Origin of the sequence: Blastococcus sp. CT_GayMR16 (assembly GCF_004570875.1) — a bacterium.
In the GTDB taxonomy this organism is placed as follows: domain Bacteria; phylum Actinomycetota; class Actinomycetes; order Mycobacteriales; family Geodermatophilaceae; genus Blastococcus_B.
In genome coordinates, this window is sequence record NZ_SPQK01000016.1 from 14,572 (window position 1) to 29,355 (window position 14,784).

General features: G+C 73.0%; 17 protein-coding genes. 11 read left to right on the top strand and 6 right to left on the bottom strand.

Going from position 1 to position 14,784, the window contains the following annotated elements; all coding sequences use genetic code 11:
- Window positions 1-11: 11 nt before the first annotated feature.
- Genes E4P38_RS16155 through E4P38_RS16165 form a run of 3 tightly spaced genes read right to left on the bottom strand, consistent with a single transcriptional unit; the run spans window position 12 to window position 1,968 of the window.
- Window positions 12-623, bottom strand: a complete 612-nt coding sequence (locus E4P38_RS16155) for an alpha/beta family hydrolase (RefSeq protein ID WP_135132975.1) — start codon at window positions 621-623, stop codon at window positions 12-14.
- Complete coding sequence (locus E4P38_RS16160) at window positions 620-1,291, bottom strand: HAD-IA family hydrolase (protein ID WP_135132976.1); 672 nt, start codon at window positions 1,289-1,291, stop codon at window positions 620-622. The genes E4P38_RS16155 and E4P38_RS16160 overlap by 4 nt, the downstream gene beginning before the upstream one ends.
- Window positions 1,288-1,968, bottom strand: a complete 681-nt coding sequence (locus tag E4P38_RS16165) for a DedA family protein (RefSeq protein ID WP_135132977.1) — start codon at window positions 1,966-1,968, stop codon at window positions 1,288-1,290. Before E4P38_RS16165 ends, E4P38_RS16160 begins: the two co-directional genes overlap by 4 nt.
- A gap of 72 nt (window positions 1,969-2,040) precedes the next feature.
- Between E4P38_RS16165 and E4P38_RS16170 the strand changes: the two genes are divergently transcribed.
- From E4P38_RS16170 to E4P38_RS16185, 4 genes are all read left to right on the top strand, one after another.
- Entirely contained in the window at window positions 2,041-3,339 is a 1,299-nt protein-coding gene (locus E4P38_RS16170) for an amidohydrolase (RefSeq protein WP_135132978.1), read from the top strand.
- A gap of 262 nt (window positions 3,340-3,601) precedes the next feature.
- Window positions 3,602-3,964, top strand: coding sequence for a metalloregulator ArsR/SmtB family transcription factor (locus tag E4P38_RS16175; protein ID WP_245161074.1), 363 nt, complete (start codon window positions 3,602-3,604; stop codon window positions 3,962-3,964).
- On the top strand, window positions 3,961-4,446 hold the full coding sequence (locus E4P38_RS16180; protein ID WP_135132980.1) for an SRPBCC family protein: 486 nt from the start codon (window positions 3,961-3,963) through the stop codon (window positions 4,444-4,446). Before E4P38_RS16175 ends, E4P38_RS16180 begins: the two co-directional genes overlap by 4 nt.
- 54 nt (window positions 4,447-4,500) lie before the next feature.
- Window positions 4,501-4,887, top strand: coding sequence for a VOC family protein (locus tag E4P38_RS16185; RefSeq protein ID WP_245161084.1), 387 nt, complete (start codon window positions 4,501-4,503; stop codon window positions 4,885-4,887).
- Window positions 4,888-4,894: 7 nt separating this feature from the next.
- Here the strand turns inward: E4P38_RS16185 and E4P38_RS16190 are convergent, their stop codons facing one another.
- Window positions 4,895-5,710, bottom strand: coding sequence for an MBL fold metallo-hydrolase (locus tag E4P38_RS16190; RefSeq protein WP_135132982.1), 816 nt, complete (start codon window positions 5,708-5,710; stop codon window positions 4,895-4,897).
- A gap of 43 nt (window positions 5,711-5,753) precedes the next feature.
- Between E4P38_RS16190 and E4P38_RS16195 the strand changes: the two genes are divergently transcribed.
- The 4 genes from E4P38_RS16195 (at window position 5,754) to E4P38_RS16210 (ending at window position 10,620) form a co-directional block, all read left to right on the top strand.
- Complete coding sequence (locus E4P38_RS16195; RefSeq protein WP_135132983.1) at window positions 5,754-7,268, top strand: TldD/PmbA family protein; 1,515 nt, start codon at window positions 5,754-5,756, stop codon at window positions 7,266-7,268.
- Window positions 7,265-8,653: a metallopeptidase TldD-related protein gene (locus E4P38_RS16200; protein ID WP_135132984.1), complete on the top strand. Its 1,389-nt coding sequence runs from the start codon at window positions 7,265-7,267 to the stop codon at window positions 8,651-8,653. The genes E4P38_RS16195 and E4P38_RS16200 overlap by 4 nt, the downstream gene beginning before the upstream one ends.
- A gap of 313 nt (window positions 8,654-8,966) precedes the next feature.
- Window positions 8,967-9,269 (top strand): hypothetical protein, encoded by a 303-nt coding sequence (locus E4P38_RS16205; protein WP_135132985.1) that lies wholly within the window; start codon window positions 8,967-8,969, stop codon window positions 9,267-9,269.
- 334 nt (window positions 9,270-9,603) lie between these two features.
- Window positions 9,604-10,620, top strand: coding sequence for a C40 family peptidase (locus E4P38_RS16210; protein ID WP_245161075.1), 1,017 nt, complete (start codon window positions 9,604-9,606; stop codon window positions 10,618-10,620).
- A gap of 58 nt (window positions 10,621-10,678) precedes the next feature.
- Here E4P38_RS16210 and E4P38_RS16215 read toward each other — a convergent pair whose 3' ends face one another.
- Window positions 10,679-11,257, bottom strand: a complete 579-nt coding sequence (locus E4P38_RS16215; protein WP_245161076.1) for a YdeI/OmpD-associated family protein — start codon at window positions 11,255-11,257, stop codon at window positions 10,679-10,681.
- 86 nt (window positions 11,258-11,343) lie between these two features.
- On the opposite strand from E4P38_RS16215, the gene E4P38_RS16220 reads away from it, so the two are divergent.
- From E4P38_RS16220 to E4P38_RS16230, 3 genes are read left to right on the top strand one after another with little or no spacing between them, the layout of a single operon-like run.
- Window positions 11,344-12,078, top strand: coding sequence for a histidine phosphatase family protein (locus E4P38_RS16220; RefSeq protein WP_245161077.1), 735 nt, complete (start codon window positions 11,344-11,346; stop codon window positions 12,076-12,078).
- On the top strand, window positions 12,059-12,949 hold the full coding sequence (locus tag E4P38_RS16225; protein ID WP_135132987.1) for an NAD(P)H-hydrate dehydratase: 891 nt from the start codon (window positions 12,059-12,061) through the stop codon (window positions 12,947-12,949). Before E4P38_RS16220 ends, E4P38_RS16225 begins: the two co-directional genes overlap by 20 nt.
- A 40-nt stretch (window positions 12,950-12,989) precedes the next feature.
- Window positions 12,990-13,571 carry a gamma carbonic anhydrase family protein gene (locus tag E4P38_RS16230; protein WP_209309144.1) on the top strand — a complete coding sequence of 194 codons (582 nt, stop codon included), beginning with the start codon at window positions 12,990-12,992 and terminating at the stop codon, window positions 13,569-13,571.
- Between the two features lies 1 nt (window position 13,572).
- On the opposite strand, the gene E4P38_RS16235 is transcribed toward E4P38_RS16230, so the two are convergent.
- Entirely contained in the window at window positions 13,573-14,778 is a 1,206-nt protein-coding gene (locus E4P38_RS16235; protein ID WP_135132988.1) for a cysteine desulfurase-like protein, read from the bottom strand.
- Between the last annotated feature and the right edge of the window lie 6 nt (window positions 14,779-14,784).

A 14,784-nucleotide genomic window follows, 5' to 3' on the forward strand; every position in this document is an offset into this window, starting at 1 on the left:
TCGTCGTGAGATCAGCACAGCTCGGCGAGCCAGGACATCGCGGCGGCGGCGACGACGTGCACGTCCTTCTTGAGGGCGTGGTCACCGGCGACGCCGTAGACCGAGGCGTTCGCCCGGCCGGAGAGCACCGCGGCGACGTCCTCCGGTCCTCCGAAGGCGTCGGTCTCCCCCTGGACGACGACGATCGGCACCGTCACGGCGGTCAGCTCCGGGGCGCGGCTCTTCTCCGGGCGACCTGGCGGGTGCAGCGGGAAGGCCAGCGCCAGCACGCCGGCGGCCTCCTGGTCTGCCGACGTCCGGCACGCCACCCGGGCGCCCGCGCTCCGGCCGCCGAGCACCAGCGGACCGGTGAGCGTGCCGTCGGCGCGCAGGGCGGTGAGCACCGCGCGCCAGCCTTCGTCGAGCCTCGGCGGTGCGGGCGCGATCCTCCGGCCGGCGACCCGCCACGGCTGCTCGACCCGGACAACCCGCCAACCGGCCGCGGCCGCCTCGGTCGTGATCTCGAGCAGGTCGGCGGACTCCACGCCGCCCCCGGCGCCGTGACCGAGCACGAGGGTGCCCCGCGCGCCGCCGTCCGTGAGATGCGCGCGGGCCGGACCGAGGGGGGTGTCGATCTCGTTCATGCGACTGGCAGCGCCAGGAGCGCGTCGACAACGCCGGCCAGATCGGGGGCCGTGACGTGCGGGGACTCGTAGACGCCGGGGTAGACGCGCTCGCTCCGGGGGAACCAGGCGCCGGTCAGTCCCGCGCGCTGTGCGCCCAGCACGTCCCAGCCGTGGGCGGCGACGAGGGCCATCCGTTCCGGCGGCACCCCACAGGCGCCCGCCGCCCACAGGTACACCTCGCGGGCCGGCTTCCAGGCGCGGATCGCCTCGCTGGACAGCGACCGCTCGACCAGCGGGCCAATGCCGCCCCGTTCCAGTCCGGCCTCGGCGACGCCGGGTGAGCCGTGGGTGAGGGTGACGACCCGGATGCCGCCCCCGACCAGGCGGCGCAGCGCGGGCTCGACGTCGGAGTGAGGTGCCAGTTCGCCGAACGCCGCGAGCACGTCGGCACGCTCACCGGGGCCGAGGTCGCTCTCCTGGGCCAGGGCCGCGTCGAAGGCCTCCCGGAATCGGCACCAGGAGCCGACGGCGGCACCGGCGACGCCGGTCAGCAGGGTGCGCGCGAACACCGTCGGCAGCAGCGTCGCCGGCTCGCCGGCCTCGATGAGCGCCGCCCGCACGGGAGCGAGGTCGAGCAGGGTCTCGTTGACGTCGAAGGCGACGACCGCGGGTCGACTGCGGGTCACGCCGCCTGGTCCCGGGGATCGGGCGGCAGGTCGGCCGCCGCCGACGGCGGGCGCCGCATCTTCCCGGTCGCCTTGCGGTAGACGAACCAGAGCACCGCCAGAACCACGACCGCGACGACCACGTAGTCCAGGTAGTGCAGGTTCGCCTCGAGGAAGTCACCTGCCGCGACGCCGATGCTGACCAGCACCGTGTTCCAGATCAGGCTGCCGCCGGCCGTGAACACCAGGAACTGGCCGATCGGCATCCGGACGACGCCCGCGGGCACCGAGATGAAGCTGCGCACGATCGGCACCATGCGACCGAGGAAGACCGCCGAGCGGCCGTGCCTCTCGAACCAGGCGAAGGTCCGGTCCACGTCCTCGGTCTCGACGAGCGGCAGCCGGTCGAGGAAGGCATGCGAGCGCCGGGGCCCCAGGGCGAGGCCGACGTAGTAGAAGAAGATCGCGCCCAGGATCGAGCCCAGCGTGGCGAAGAGGATCACCGGGACGATCGACATCCGGCCGTCGTTGATCAGGATCCCCGCCAGGCCCAGCACCGCCTCGCTCGGGATCGGCGGGATGATCGTCTCGGCGAGGATGCTCAGCCCGACCCCCACCGCCCCGAGCTTGTCGACGAGGTCGAGGAGCCAGCCGGTGATGCCGCCCTGGTCGGTCGATGCGGCGGCGAGGAGCGACATGCAGCCCACGGTAACGGCGGCTCCTGGCAGTCGCCGCGCCCCACGGTCGGTGCCGCACTAGGTTCGGTTCCCATGCCGCACCGGTTCACCTCCCGCGCCGTCGTGGTCGGCGACCGCGCCGGCACCGTCGTCCTCGATGCCGTCGTCGACGTCGAGGACGGCCTGATCCGCTGGGTCGGGTCCGCCGCCGACGCCCCACCGGCGGATGACGCCGAGGTCACCGAGCTCCCCGGACTGCTCATGCCGGGGCTGGTCAACACGCACTCCCACGCGCCGATGGTGTTGTTCCGCGGCCAGGGGGAGGGGCTGCCCCTGGACCGCTGGCTCCAGGAGGTCATGTGGCCGAGGGAGGCGCGGCTGACCCCGGAGGACGTCGAGGTCGCGATGACCGCGGCGTCGGCGGAGATGCTCGGCAACGGGGTGACCACCAGCGTCGAGATGTACTTCCATCCGGAACGAATCGCTGCCGCGGTAGGCCGTACCGGCGCGCGCGCCGTCATCGCTACGCCGCTGCTGCCGCTGCCCGGGCTCCCGCCGTTCGACGAGCAGCTCCGGGCCGCCGTCGAGCTGGCCGCCGGAGCGCCCGGCGACGGGACGGTCGAGTACGCCATCGGGCCGCACTCCGCCTACACGGTGCCGCTGCCGGTGCTGCGGGACGCCGCGACCGCCGCCCGTGAGCACGGGTTGCTCCTGAATCTGCACGTCGCCGAGACCGCGACCGAGGGCGCCGGGCTGCTGGCCGAGCACGGCCTCTCGGTGCCGGCGCTGCTGGCGGCCCACGACGTCCTTGGCGGCCGGGTGCTGGCCGCGCACTGCGTGCACCTGGACGACGGCGACCTCGAGCTCTGGGCGGAGTACGACGTCGCCGTCTCCCACTGCCCGGCCAGCAACGCCAAGCTGGCCAGCGGCGTCGCCCCGCTGCGGGCGATGCTCGACCGCGGCATCCGGGTCGGCATGGGCACCGACGGCCCGGCGTCCAACGACGGTCTCGACCTGTTCGCCGACCTCCGGCTGGCCGCCTCACTGGCCCGGCTCGCCGGCCGGTCGGCGACCGCACTGACTGCTGCGGAGGCGATCTGGCTGGCGACCGGTGCCGCGGCCGACGCGATCGACCGGCCGGATCTGGGGCAGCTGGAGGCCGGCCGGCGCGCGGACCTCGTGCACGTCGACACCCGGAACCTGGTGTTCGAGCCGGTCGGCGACCCGGGCGACGTCCTGGCGCACCTCGTCTGGTCCGGCGCGAGCCGGCACGTGCGCGACGTCTGGGTGGGCGGCCGCCAGGTCGTGGCCGACGGCGTCTCCACGACCGTGGACGCCGAGGCGCTCCGGGTCGACGTCGCGGAGCGGGCGGCGCGGCTGGCCGCGGGCTGACCGCTCGTGCCGGGGCAGCGGCTTGGCCGCGTTCGGGCAGGAGCTCGTGCGGGTGCACGACTGGCTCCGGGACGAGGTGCGTGCCCTGCACGAGGCGGCCGCAGCGGGCCGGGCACCAGACGGTGCGGCGCGACCGCTCGCTGCGCACTGCGCGGCGTTCCCCGAGGTGACGTTTCTTCAACCGAACGGTTGACCAAGTGCACACCCCGGTCGTAGCCTCCTAATCAACCGAAAGGTTGAGTACCGAGGAGGACGTCCAGTGGTGGCAGATCCGCTCTCCCGGGTGTTCTCGGCGCTGGCCGATCCCACCCGGCGGGACATCGTGGCGAGGCTCGCGGTCGGCGACGCCACGGTCAACGAGCTCGCCGCGCCGTACGACGTGACCGTCCAGGCCGTCTCCAAGCACCTCAAGGTGCTGGAGGACGCCGGCCTGGTGAGCCGGAGCCGGGAGGCCCAGCGCCGCCCGGTGCACCTCGAGGCGAATGTCTTCGACCTGATGACCAAGTGGATCGAGCGATACCGGCGCCAGGCCGAGGAGCGCTACCGCCGTCTCGACGACGTCCTGCGCTCCATGCCCGATGCCGTTGACACACCCCCATCCCCCCAGGAAGGAACACCGTCATGACCAGCACCACGCACCACGAGACCCAGATCGTCTCCGACCCCGACGTCCCGATGGTCCGGATCATCCGCGAGTTCGACGCGCCGCCGGAGAAGGTCTACCGCGCGCACACGGACCCGCAGCTGGTCGCCCAGTGGATGGGGCCGAACGGCATGGAGAACCGGATCGACCAGTGGGACTGCCGCACCGGCGGTTCCTGGCGCTACGTGGCGATCCAGGACGGCGAGGAGTACGGCTTCCACGGCAGCTTCCACGAGGTGCGCCCGAACGAGCTGATCGTCCAGACCTTCACCTTCGAGGGGTTCCCGGACGGCGTCGCCCTGGAGAAGCTCGTGCTCGAGGACCTCGGGAACGGCCGCACCCGGCTGACCGCGACCTCGCTCGTCGACTCCTTCGAGGGCCGCGACGCCTTCGTCGCCAGCGGCATGGACGTCGGGGTCAACGAGGGCTACGAGAAGCTGGACGAGCTGCTCGCCCGCAGCTGACCTCGCTGCCGACCAGGCCCTGACCGCACCAACCCGAGGAGCACCTCCGTGGACATGAAGCTCGAACTCGTTCCGATCCCGGTCACCGATGTCGACCGGGCCAAGGCGTTCTACTCCGAGCAGCTCGGGTTCGACGTCGACGTCGACGTCCAGCCGGCCGACGGCGTGCGGGTGGTGCAGCTGACGCCGCCGGGATCGGCCTGCTCGATCGGCCTGGGTACCGGCCTGTCCGCCTACGAGGCGCAGCCCGGGTCGCTCCGGGCGCTGCACCTGGTCGTCACGGACATCGAGAAGGCCCGCGCCGAGCTGATCGGCCGCGGCGTCGAGGTGGGCGAGCTGCAGGACGTCGGCGGCGGGGTCCGGTACGCCTCGCTCGAGGACCCCGACGGCAACGGGCTCGTCCTGCAGGAGATGTCGTGGCGCACCGGCGACGCCTTCTGAGGAAGCGCTAGGCCCGGAGCGAGATGGTCTCGCCGCGGCCGACGGGACGCAGCTCCCCCGGGAGCTCCCGTCGGCCGACCTCGGCGAGGAAGTCGCCGAGCGGGCTCCTGAACCGGGTGTAGTCGTCGTAGTGCACCGGCACGGTGACCGGCGGCGTGAGCAGCTCGACGAGATCGGCGCCCTGCCGGGCGTCCATCGTGACGGTGATGCCGAGGACCCTGGTGCCGCCGAGGTGGGGGATCAGCACGTCGAGGGGACCGCACCGCTCCAGCACCTCACCGAGGATCGGCCGGTAGAGGGTGTCCCCGCTGATGTAGCCCCGCCAGGACACGTCCCCGCCCCGCACGAGCTCGACCACGCTGCCCATCACCTGCGGCAGCACTCTGGCGAGCGGCCCGGGGCCGTGCACCCCCGGGACCGAGGTCACCCGGAGCATGTCCGTGCCGCGGGTGAACTCGTGGCTCTCCCACGGCCGCAGGTCCGACGTGGACGTGAAGCCCCGGTCGGCGAGGCACCTCGCCGCCTCGGGGGTGGTGACGACCGGGGTGCCCTTGGGCAGCGACCTCGTGGCTACGCGGTCCCAGTGGTCGCCGTGGTGGTCGCCGTGCATGTGGCTGAGCAGGATGCCGTCGAGCGCCGGCAGCTGGGTCGGCTGGAGGGCGGGTTCGGTCAGGCGCCTGGCGCGCAGGCCGTAGCCCAGGTGGGCCCGCTGCCCGCGGTGCAGGAAGTTCGGATCGGTGAGCAGCGTGAACGAGCCGATCCGGAGCAGCATCGTCGCGGTGCCGCCGAAGGTGAGCGTGACGTCGTCCCCGGTCTCGGCCATGCGGGCCCGGGTACCCCTGTCGGGCGGCTGGTAGACAGGGCCCGTGTTCCGCTCCCGCACCGTCGACGAGACGTTCCTCGCCCTGCCGCTGGCGGCGCTGACCGACGCGGCGCTGACCCGGGCGGTCGACCTCGGCTGCGAGCACGCCGACCTCCGGGTCGAGCGCATCCACACCCAGACGGTCAGCCTGCGCGATGCCCGGCCCGAGTCGTTCACCGACGGCGAGGACCTCGGGCTCGCCGTCCGCGTGGTGCACGAGGGCACGTGGGGCTTCGCGGCCGGCGTCGTCCTGACGGCTGCCGAGGCCGTCCGCCTGGCCGAGGAGGCCGTGACCGTCGCCAAGGTCTCCGCGGCGATCAACAGCGACCGCGTGGAGCTCGCTCCCGAGCCGGTCTACGCCGACGCGATGTGGGTCTCCGACTACGAGATCGACCCGTTCGAGGTGCCCGACAGCGAGAAGAGCGCGCTGCTCATCGAGCTGTCCGAGCAGCTCATGGCGGCCGACGGCGTCGAGCACGTGCAGAGCAGCTGCATGCACGTGAAGGAGCAGAAGTACTACGCCGACACCGCCGGCACCCGCACCCGCCAGCAGCGCGTCCGCATCCACCCGGAGTTCACCGCGCTCACTGTCGACCGTGCCACCGGCCAGTTCGAGAGCATGCGCACCCTGGCCCCGCCCGTCGGCAAGGGCTGGGAGTACCTGACCGACGGCAACTGGGACTGGCCTCGGGAGTTGTCGGAACTGCCCGAACTCCTGCGGGAGAAGACGAAGGCCCCCTCGGTGGAGGCCGGCCGCTACGACCTCGTCGTCGACCCGACGAACCTCTTCCTCACCATCCACGAGTCCATCGGGCACGCGACCGAGCTGGACCGGGCGCTCGGCTACGAGGCCGCCTACGCCGGGACGTCGTTCGCGACCGTCGACAAGCTCGGCACCCTGCAGTACGGCTCGCCGCTGATGAACGTCACCGGCGACCGGACCGCCGTGCACGGGCTGTCCACGATCGGCTGGGACGACGAGGGCGTCGCCGGCCAGCAGTGGGACATCGTGAAGGACGGCGTCCTGGTCGGGTACCAGGTGGACCGCAACATCGCCCGGCACACGGGGATGCCGCGGTCCAACGGCTGCGCGTTCGCCGACTCGCCCAGCCACGTGCCGGTGCAGCGGATGGCGAACGTCTCGCTGCAGCCCGCCCCCGACGGGCCCTCGACGGAGGAGATCATCGGCGGCGTCGAGCGCGGCATCTACGTCGTCGGCGACAAGAGCTGGTCGATCGACATGCAGCGCTACAACTTCCAGTTCACCGGTCAGCGGTTCTACAAGATCGAGGGCGGCCGGCTCGCGGGCCAGCTCCGCGACGTCGCCTACCAGGCGACGACCACCGACTTCTGGGGCTCCATGTCCGTCGTCGGTGGGCCGCAGACCTACGTCCTCGGTGGCGCGTTCAACTGCGGCAAGGCCCAGCCCGGCCAGGTCGCACCGGTCAGCCACGGCTGCCCGACCGCGCTGTTCGAGAACGTGTCCATCCTGAACACCGTCCAGGAGGCCGGCCGATGAGTGCGTGCACCCCGCAGGAGCTCGTGGAGCGGGCGCTGGCCGCTTCCACGGCCGACGGCCAGGTCACCTTCGTCACCGACAGCTCCGAGGCCAACCTCCGCTGGGCGGCCAACAGCCTCACGACCAACGGCGCCATGCGCTCGCGGCACGTCGTCGTCGTCTCCTTCGTCGACGGCGGCGCGGGTCTGGCTGGCGGCACCGTCGCGCGCACGGGGACGCCGGACGTCGCCGCGCTCGTCGCGGCCAGCGAGCAGGCCGCGCGGGACGCCGGACCGGCCGAGGACGCCGTCCCGCTGATCAGCGAGGAGCCCGCGGGCGGCGGCGACTGGGACGCCGAGCCCGCCGGGACCTCGATCGAGGTGTTCGGCGACTTCGCCCCCGCGCTCGGCCAGGCGTTCGGGGAGGCGCGCGACCGCGACGAACTGCTCTTCGGCTTCGCCGAGCACTCCATGCGGACGACGTACCTCGGGACGTCGACCGGCCTGCGCCTGCGGCACGACCAGCCGACCGGCCGGGTCGAGCTCAACGGCAAGAGCCCGGACTTCTCCCGGTCGGTGTGGGCCGGCACCGGCACACGGGACTTCGCGGACGTGTCGGTGGCCGACCTCGCCGCCGACGTCCAGCGGAAGATGGGCTGGTCGCAGCGCCGGATCGACCTGCCCGCCGGACGGTACGAGACGCTGCTGCCGCCGTCGGCCGTCAGCGACCTGATGATCTACCTCTACTGGACGATGGAGGCCCGCGACGCCGACGAGGGCCGCAACGTCTTCGCCCGGCCGGGCGGCGGCAACCGGATCGGCGAGCGGCTGGCCGCACTGCCCCTCACCCTGCGGAGCGACCCCGCCGCGCCGGGCCTGGAGACCGCGCCGTTCCAGGTGGTGGGCGCATCCTCGGGGTCGGCCTCGGTGTTCGACAACGGCATGGCCACGCCCGCGGTCGACTGGATCTCCGACGGCGTCCTCGCCAACCTGATCCGCCCGCGAGCCTGGGCGCTGAAGACGACGGCCCCGGCCACGGCCGCCGTCGACAACCTGATCCTCGAGGACCCGAACGCGACCGCGACGCAGGCGGAGATGCTCGCCGCGACCGAGCGCGGGCTCCTGCTGACGACGCTCTGGTACATCCGCGAGGTCGACCCGCAGACGCTGCTGCTGACCGGACTGACCCGCGACGGGGTTTTCCTGGTCGAGAACGGCGAGGTGACCGGGGCGGTCAACAACTTCCGGTTCAACGAGTCGCCGGTCGATCTGCTGGGCCGCACCGTGCAGGCCGGCCGGACCGAGCGCACCCTGCCGCGCGAGTGGAACGACTGGTTCACCCGGGCCGCGATGCCGCCGCTGCGGGTGCCGGACTTCAACATGAGCAGCGTCAGCCCCGCGAGCTGATCGCGGACCGGTCCGTCCCGGGCCGATTGTGGACGCTGATCCCAACCGTCACTCCATTCCCGCCCGATGCCCCCGAGCGGTGCATGTGCGACAACACAATCGCGGAACCGATGACACAAACTGACGGCGACGGCGCGTGCTGACGCGGATACGCTGAGTGCAGGGAGAGCGACGCAGCTGCACCCCGGAATCGGACAGATTTGCACTCAGGGATTCAGTTCCCTGCGATATCTGCCGATATCACGTTCAGCTTCACCTTTTCGCATGCACAGTGGTTCCGTCCTCCGAACGGAACTGTCGAGGGGAGGACTCCGTGACCAGGAGTCGCAAGCCGTCCGTCTTCCAGGTGGGCAAGGTCCGGGACGACGGCCGCACGGTCGTCATCTCCGGCTGGGGTCTGGGCCTGTGTGCCCAGGGCTGCTCCTGCCACCGTCACCCGTCCGCCGGGCACCTCGCGATCGAGGAGGACCAGGCCGGGGGCGCTCTCGGCCTCGCCACCTACCGCGAGGGGGGCTGCGACTGCTGCGAGCCGTGGACCGCCGACGAGCTCGCCGCGATCCTGCGCGACCTCGACGCCGTGACGAGCCTCCAGGCCCAGGAGCCCCTCGCCGGCTAACTGAAGGACCCCCCTGCCCCCACCGCTCGCACGCTCGCGGCGGGACCCTGCAGCGGGGCCACCGCCAGCCGCACCGGCCGGCGGTCATGTGCGCCCGGAGTGCAAATCCGTCAGTGGAATGCGCTCTGGGCGCACATTTGTCTGTAGCGCCTCCACCATTCCGGTGCGAGTGACGAATGGGGCGCGGCGATACTCCTGTGACAGGCGTGGCGATGCACAGAACATGACCAGCGCGCCCTCCACTACTTGTCGACAGCACATCCCTACCGTCCGTTCCGACGCGCATGGAATGTGGCCCCTTCCCCGGGCCCGGCGCAGCAGACGGAGGCCGACGGTGCAGTTCACCCGCACGACCACTCGCCGCCGTTCCCGTGCCGCCCTGGCGCTGGGCGCGGCACTCGTCGCCGCCGCGACCGGACTCCTGTCCCCGACCTCCGCCGGCGCCGCTCCCGCGACCGCGGCCGAGGCCAGCGAGCTCGTCCGCAAAGCCGCCGAACAGCTGACCATCGTCGACGAGCAGATACACGAGGCGGAACTGATCGTCGCCAACCAGCAGCAGGAGGCCGCGGCCGCCGCCGGGCAGGCCGCCGCCGCACAGGCCGCGCTGGCCGCCTACGAGCCGCAGCTGCGGGCGATCGCCCAGAGCGGCTACACCGGCAAGACGCAGTCCCGCTTCGCCGCGTTCCTCACCAGCGAGTCGGCGACCGAGCTCGTGCAGCAGATGACGACGCTGGACATGATCGCCGAGCACACCAACTCGGTCGTCGCCGAGGTCGCCGCGGCCCAGGAAGCCGCGACGCTGGCACAGGCCGCCGCCGACCAGGCGGCCGCGACGGCCACGGCCGGCCTCGAGCAGCTCCAGGGCCAGCGGGCCGAGGTCCAGAAGCAGATCGCCGACTACCAGGCAGCCTTCGGGCGGCTGTCAGCTCCCGAGCAGACCGCCGTCACGACCGCCGTGGCGGGTCGCTCGCTGCAGGCGCCCCGGGACCTCCCCATGCCTCCAGGCGCCGCCGGCGAGGCCATCGCCACCGCGTTGGCCCAGGTCGGCGACCGGTACGAGTACGGCGCCACCGGCCCGGACGCCTTCGACTGCTCCGGCCTCACCTCCTACGCCTACGCCGCGGCCGGCATCTCGCTGCCGCACTCCAGTGGCGCGCAGTCGCAGCTGGGCACCCAGGTGTCGCGAGGCGAACTGCAGGCGGGGGACCTGGTCTTCTTCTACACACCGATCAGCCACGTCGGCCTCTACATCGGCAACGGGATGATGGTGCACGCGCGGACCTACGGGTCGCCGGTCGCGGTCACCAGCGTCGACCAGCGCGGTTTCCGCTTCGGCGTCCGCCTCGGCTGAGGCCCCGTCCAGAGGCTCGCCCCGAACCTGCGAGGGGTGAGGAGGACGGGGTCCTCTCTCAGTGCAGGCGACCCCCGTCCTTGAGCAGCTGGACGAGAGCGGCGATCCGCTTGGCCCGCGTGGCGTCGGACGCGGCGGTGTGCACCCGCCAGAGGACGGCGTAGCGATTGGCCCCGTCGAGGGCCTCGAACTGCTGCTGCGCGGCCGGCTCCTCGGCCAGCGCCGCGGCGAGGTCGTCCGGCACGGTGATCGTCGCCGAGCCGGCGTACGCCCGTTCCCACCGTCCGTCGGCCCGGGCGGCGTCGACGGCCGCGAGCCCGGCGGGGCGCATCCGGCCCGCGAGGGTCAGCGCCTCGACGGCGTCGACGTTCTTCTGCGACCAGACGCTGCGGGCGCGGCGCGGGGTGAGCCGCTGCAGGTAGAAGCGCTCGTCCAGCCGGTTGGACCGCCCGTCGATCCAGCCGAAGCAGAGGCAGGACTCGACCAGCTCCGCGTAGGTCACCGACGGAACTCCTGCGCCCTTCTTGGCGAGCTTGACGTACACGCCGGGCGCGGTCGCGTGTTCTGCCTCCAGCCACGCCTCGAAGGCCGCCTGGTCGGGGAAGTCCATGACCGGCAGGTCGGTCGGCAGGGTCACGCGGATATCCTGCCGGTTTCGGGGGAGCGTGGTGGGGCTACCCGGCGTCGGGGGAGCCGCAGCGTGCGGCCGGATGGAGGTGGCGCGTGGCCGACCGGGAGCCGAGCCCGTCCGTGCTGTGGTTGGTGCGGCACGGCGAGAGCATGGGGAACGTCGCGGACGCGAACGCCCAGAAGGCGGGGGCGGGCCGATTGGACCTCGACATCCGCGACCCCGACGTCCCCCTGTCCGACAATGGCCGGTCGCAGGCCGAGGCGCTGGGCCGCTGGCTGGCCAAGCTGCCCGAGGAGGAGCGGCCGACCGCCGCCCTGAGCTCCCCGTTCGCCCGGGCGCTGACGACGGCGCAGCTGGCCACCGCCGGCCTCGACGTGCGGGTGCGCACCGACGAGCGGCTGCGGGAGCGTGACTTCGGCGCCTTCGACGGGATGACCGGCGCCGGGATCCGGGAGCAGTACCCCGACGAGGCGGGGCGGCGCGACCTGCTCGGCAAGTTCTACTACCGGCCGCCGGGCGGTGAGAGCTGGGCGGACGTCGCCCTGCGCATCCGCAGCCTGCTGGCCACCGAGGGACTGCGGCACGACTGCGAGCGACTCATCGTGGTCGCCCACCAGGCGGTGATCATGGTCTTCCGGTACGTGCTGGAGGAGCTGACCGAGCAGGAGCTGCTCGCCGTCGACAAGGAGGAGCAGGTCGCCAACGCGTCGCTCACCCGCTACGAGCTCGACGGCACCGGGGAACTCAAGCTGGCGGCGTTCAACGAGGTCGAGCACCTGGACGACGAGAAGGTCACCGAGGAGCCCGATGCCGCGCCCAGCCCCTGACCCCACGATCGTCACCCCGGAGGTGCTGCGCGGGTGGCAGCTCCCCGAGCCCACCGGCGACAAGAACACCCGCGGCTCGATCCTGGTGATCGGCGGGAGCTCGGAGACCCTCGGCGCGGTGCTGCTCGCCGCCGAGGCCGCCATGCGCGCCGGCGCGGGAAAGCTGCAGGTGGCCACGGTCGCCTCGGTGGCGCCCTTCGCGGCGGCGGCTCTGCCGGAGGCGCTGGTCCGGTCGCTGCCGGAGACCGACGCCGGGGCCATCAGCGCCGACGCCGCCGACGCGGTCCGTGACCTCGCCGAGGCCGCGGACGCCGTCCTCATCGGGCCGGGCATGGCCGACAAGGAGGTGACCCAGGAGTTCGGGGCGCGCTTGCTGCCGCACCTGAAGGGCCCCCTGGCCCTGGACGCGCTCGGCCTCGCCTGCGTCACTGCCGACGACGCGTGTCTCCACCACCTCGCCGGCCGGGTGGTGCTCACCCCGAACCCGATGGAGCTCGCCTACGCGCTGCACGTCGAGGAGGACGACCTCGCCGACGACCCGGCAGGCGCGACGGCGGACCTCGCAGAGCGGGCGCAGGCCGTCGTGGGGCTGGGCGGGGTCACGTCGTGGGTCGCTGCCCCCGACGGCCGGCTCTGGCGCGACGACAGCGGTGCGGCCGGCCTCGGGGTGTCCGGATCGGGCGACGTCCGCGCAGGAATCACCGGCGGACTGCTCGCTCGCGGGGCCGACCCCGCACAGGCCGCCGTCTGGGCGGCCTTCCTGCACGGCCGCTGCGGCGAGCGGCTGTCCTCCTCGGTCGGGCGGCTGGGTTTCCTGGCGCGGGAACTGCCGCCGGAGATTCCCCGAGCACTCGCCGAGATCAGCGGCTGACTGCCAGACTGCGCCGACGACGCGCAACGAGGAGGACGGCGTGCAACACGACAACTACATCGCTGAACTGGACTTCGGGAAGCCCCGGATCGACGACCAGGCCTTCGTGGCGCCGACGGCGGTCGTGGTCGGGGCGGTGACCATGGGTCCCCACTCCAGCATCTGGTACGGCGCCGTCGCCCGGGCCGACGCGGACGTCATCGAGATCGGCGAGGGCTCCAACGTCCAGGACGGCTGCACGCTGCACTCCGATGCCGGTTTCCCGCTGCTCGTCGGCAAGGGGGTGACCGTCGGCCACCGCGTCGTCCTGCACGGGGCGCGGGTCGACGACGACGTCCTCGTCGGCATGGGCAGCATCGTCATGAACGGCGCACACATCGGCTCGGGCTCGATCGTCGCCGCCGGCGCCGTCGTCACCCCGGGCACCCAGGTGCCGCCGGGCTCGGTGGTCGGAGGCGTCCCCGCGAAGGTGATCCGCCAGGCGACCGAGGACGACCTCGCGCACATCCGCGGCAACGCGGCCAGCTACACCGAACGGCTCGCCTCGGCCCGCAAGGTGCGCCCGGTGATCCGCCGCCCGCTGCCGCCGGCCGGCACGGTGCCGGGCGACTACATGAGCTGACTCAGCGGACGGCGAGGAACTCCCGCAGACCGGCGAGCAGCCGGTCGACGTCGTCCCGGTCGCTGTAGGGGGCGAGCCCGACGCGCAGGCCGCCGGTGTCGCCGAGGCCCAGCCAGCGGCTGGCCTCGATCGCGTAGAACGACCCGGCCGGCGCGTTCACGCCGCGCCCGGCGAGGAAGCGGTAGGCGTCGGCGGCGTCGTGCCCGTCGAAGGTCATCAGCAGCGTGGGCGTCCGGTGCGCGGCGCGCGACCACAGCCGGACGCCGGGCAGCGCGCCGAGCCCGGCCTCCAGGTGCGCCCGCAGGTCGTCCTCGTACGCCTCCAGCGCGGTCATCGATGCGACCACGCGCTCGCGGCGGGTGCCGTCGGCGGTCGTGAGGTCGGCGAGGAAGTCGACGGCCGCGGTGGTTCCGGCGAGCAGCTCGTAGGGGAGCGTGCCGAGCTCGAAGCGCTCCGGCACCTCCTCGGACGACGGCAGCAGCTTGGCCGGCGCGAGCGTCTCGAGCAGGGACGGCGCGGCCGCGAGCACGCCGCAGTGCGGCCCCAGGAACTTGTACGGCGAGCAGGTGAAGAAGTCCGCGCCCAGCGCCGCGACGTCGACCGGGGCGTGCGCGGTCAGGTGCACGCCGTCCACCGCCAGCAGGGCGCCGGCGTCGTGCACGAGCCGGGCGATCTGCGTGACCGGCGGCCGGGTGCCGATCAGGTTCGAGGCGCCCGTGACGGCGACCAGCCGCGTGCGCTCGTTCAGCACCTCGGCGACGTCGTCCGCGGTCAGCTCGCCGGTGGCGGGGTCGAACGCGATCCAGCGGACGGTCGCGCCTCCCGCCTCGGCGGCCCGCACCCAGGGGCGGACGTTCGCGTCGTGGTCGAGCCGGGAGACGGCCACCTCGTCGCCGGGACCCCAGCCGACGGCCAGCGTGCGGGCCAGGTCGAAGGTCAGCTGGGTGGCGCTGCGGCCGAAGACGATCCCGCGCGGATCGGCGCCCAGCAGGTCCGCCACCGCCTGGCGGGCGCCGGTGACGATGTCGTCGGCGGTGACCTCGGCCGCGGTGACCCGTCCGCGGTTCGCGATCGGCGAGGTGAGGGTGTCGGCGACGGCGCGCGCGACGGAGTCGGGCACCTGCGTGCCGCCGGGGCCGTCGAAGTGGGCAGTGCCTGCCCGCAGCGCCGGGAACCGGTTCCGAACGGCGGCGACGTCGTAGCTCATGCCGCC

What these genes read in the sequence shown, in the direction of transcription:
- E4P38_RS16180 (WP_135132980.1), top strand. Translation starts at nt 3,961, where the DNA reads ATGACCAGCACCACGCACCACGAGACCCAGATCGTCTCCGACCCCGAC.
- E4P38_RS16165 (WP_135132977.1), bottom strand. Translation starts at nt 1,968, where the DNA reads ATGTCGCTCCTCGCCGCCGCATCGACCGACCAGGGCGGCATCACCGGC.
- E4P38_RS16170 (WP_135132978.1), top strand. Translation starts at nt 2,041, where the DNA reads ATGCCGCACCGGTTCACCTCCCGCGCCGTCGTGGTCGGCGACCGCGCC.
- E4P38_RS16190 (WP_135132982.1), bottom strand. Translation starts at nt 5,710, where the DNA reads ATGGCCGAGACCGGGGACGACGTCACGCTCACCTTCGGCGGCACCGCG.
- E4P38_RS16200 (WP_135132984.1), top strand. Translation starts at nt 7,265, where the DNA reads ATGAGTGCGTGCACCCCGCAGGAGCTCGTGGAGCGGGCGCTGGCCGCT.
- E4P38_RS16155 (WP_135132975.1), bottom strand. Translation starts at nt 623, where the DNA reads ATGAACGAGATCGACACCCCCCTCGGTCCGGCCCGCGCGCATCTCACG.
- E4P38_RS16225 (WP_135132987.1), top strand. Translation starts at nt 12,059, where the DNA reads ATGCCGCGCCCAGCCCCTGACCCCACGATCGTCACCCCGGAGGTGCTG.
- E4P38_RS16185 (WP_245161084.1), top strand. Translation starts at nt 4,501, where the DNA reads ATGAAGCTCGAACTCGTTCCGATCCCGGTCACCGATGTCGACCGGGCC.
- E4P38_RS16235 (WP_135132988.1), bottom strand. Translation starts at nt 14,778, where the DNA reads ATGAGCTACGACGTCGCCGCCGTTCGGAACCGGTTCCCGGCGCTGCGG.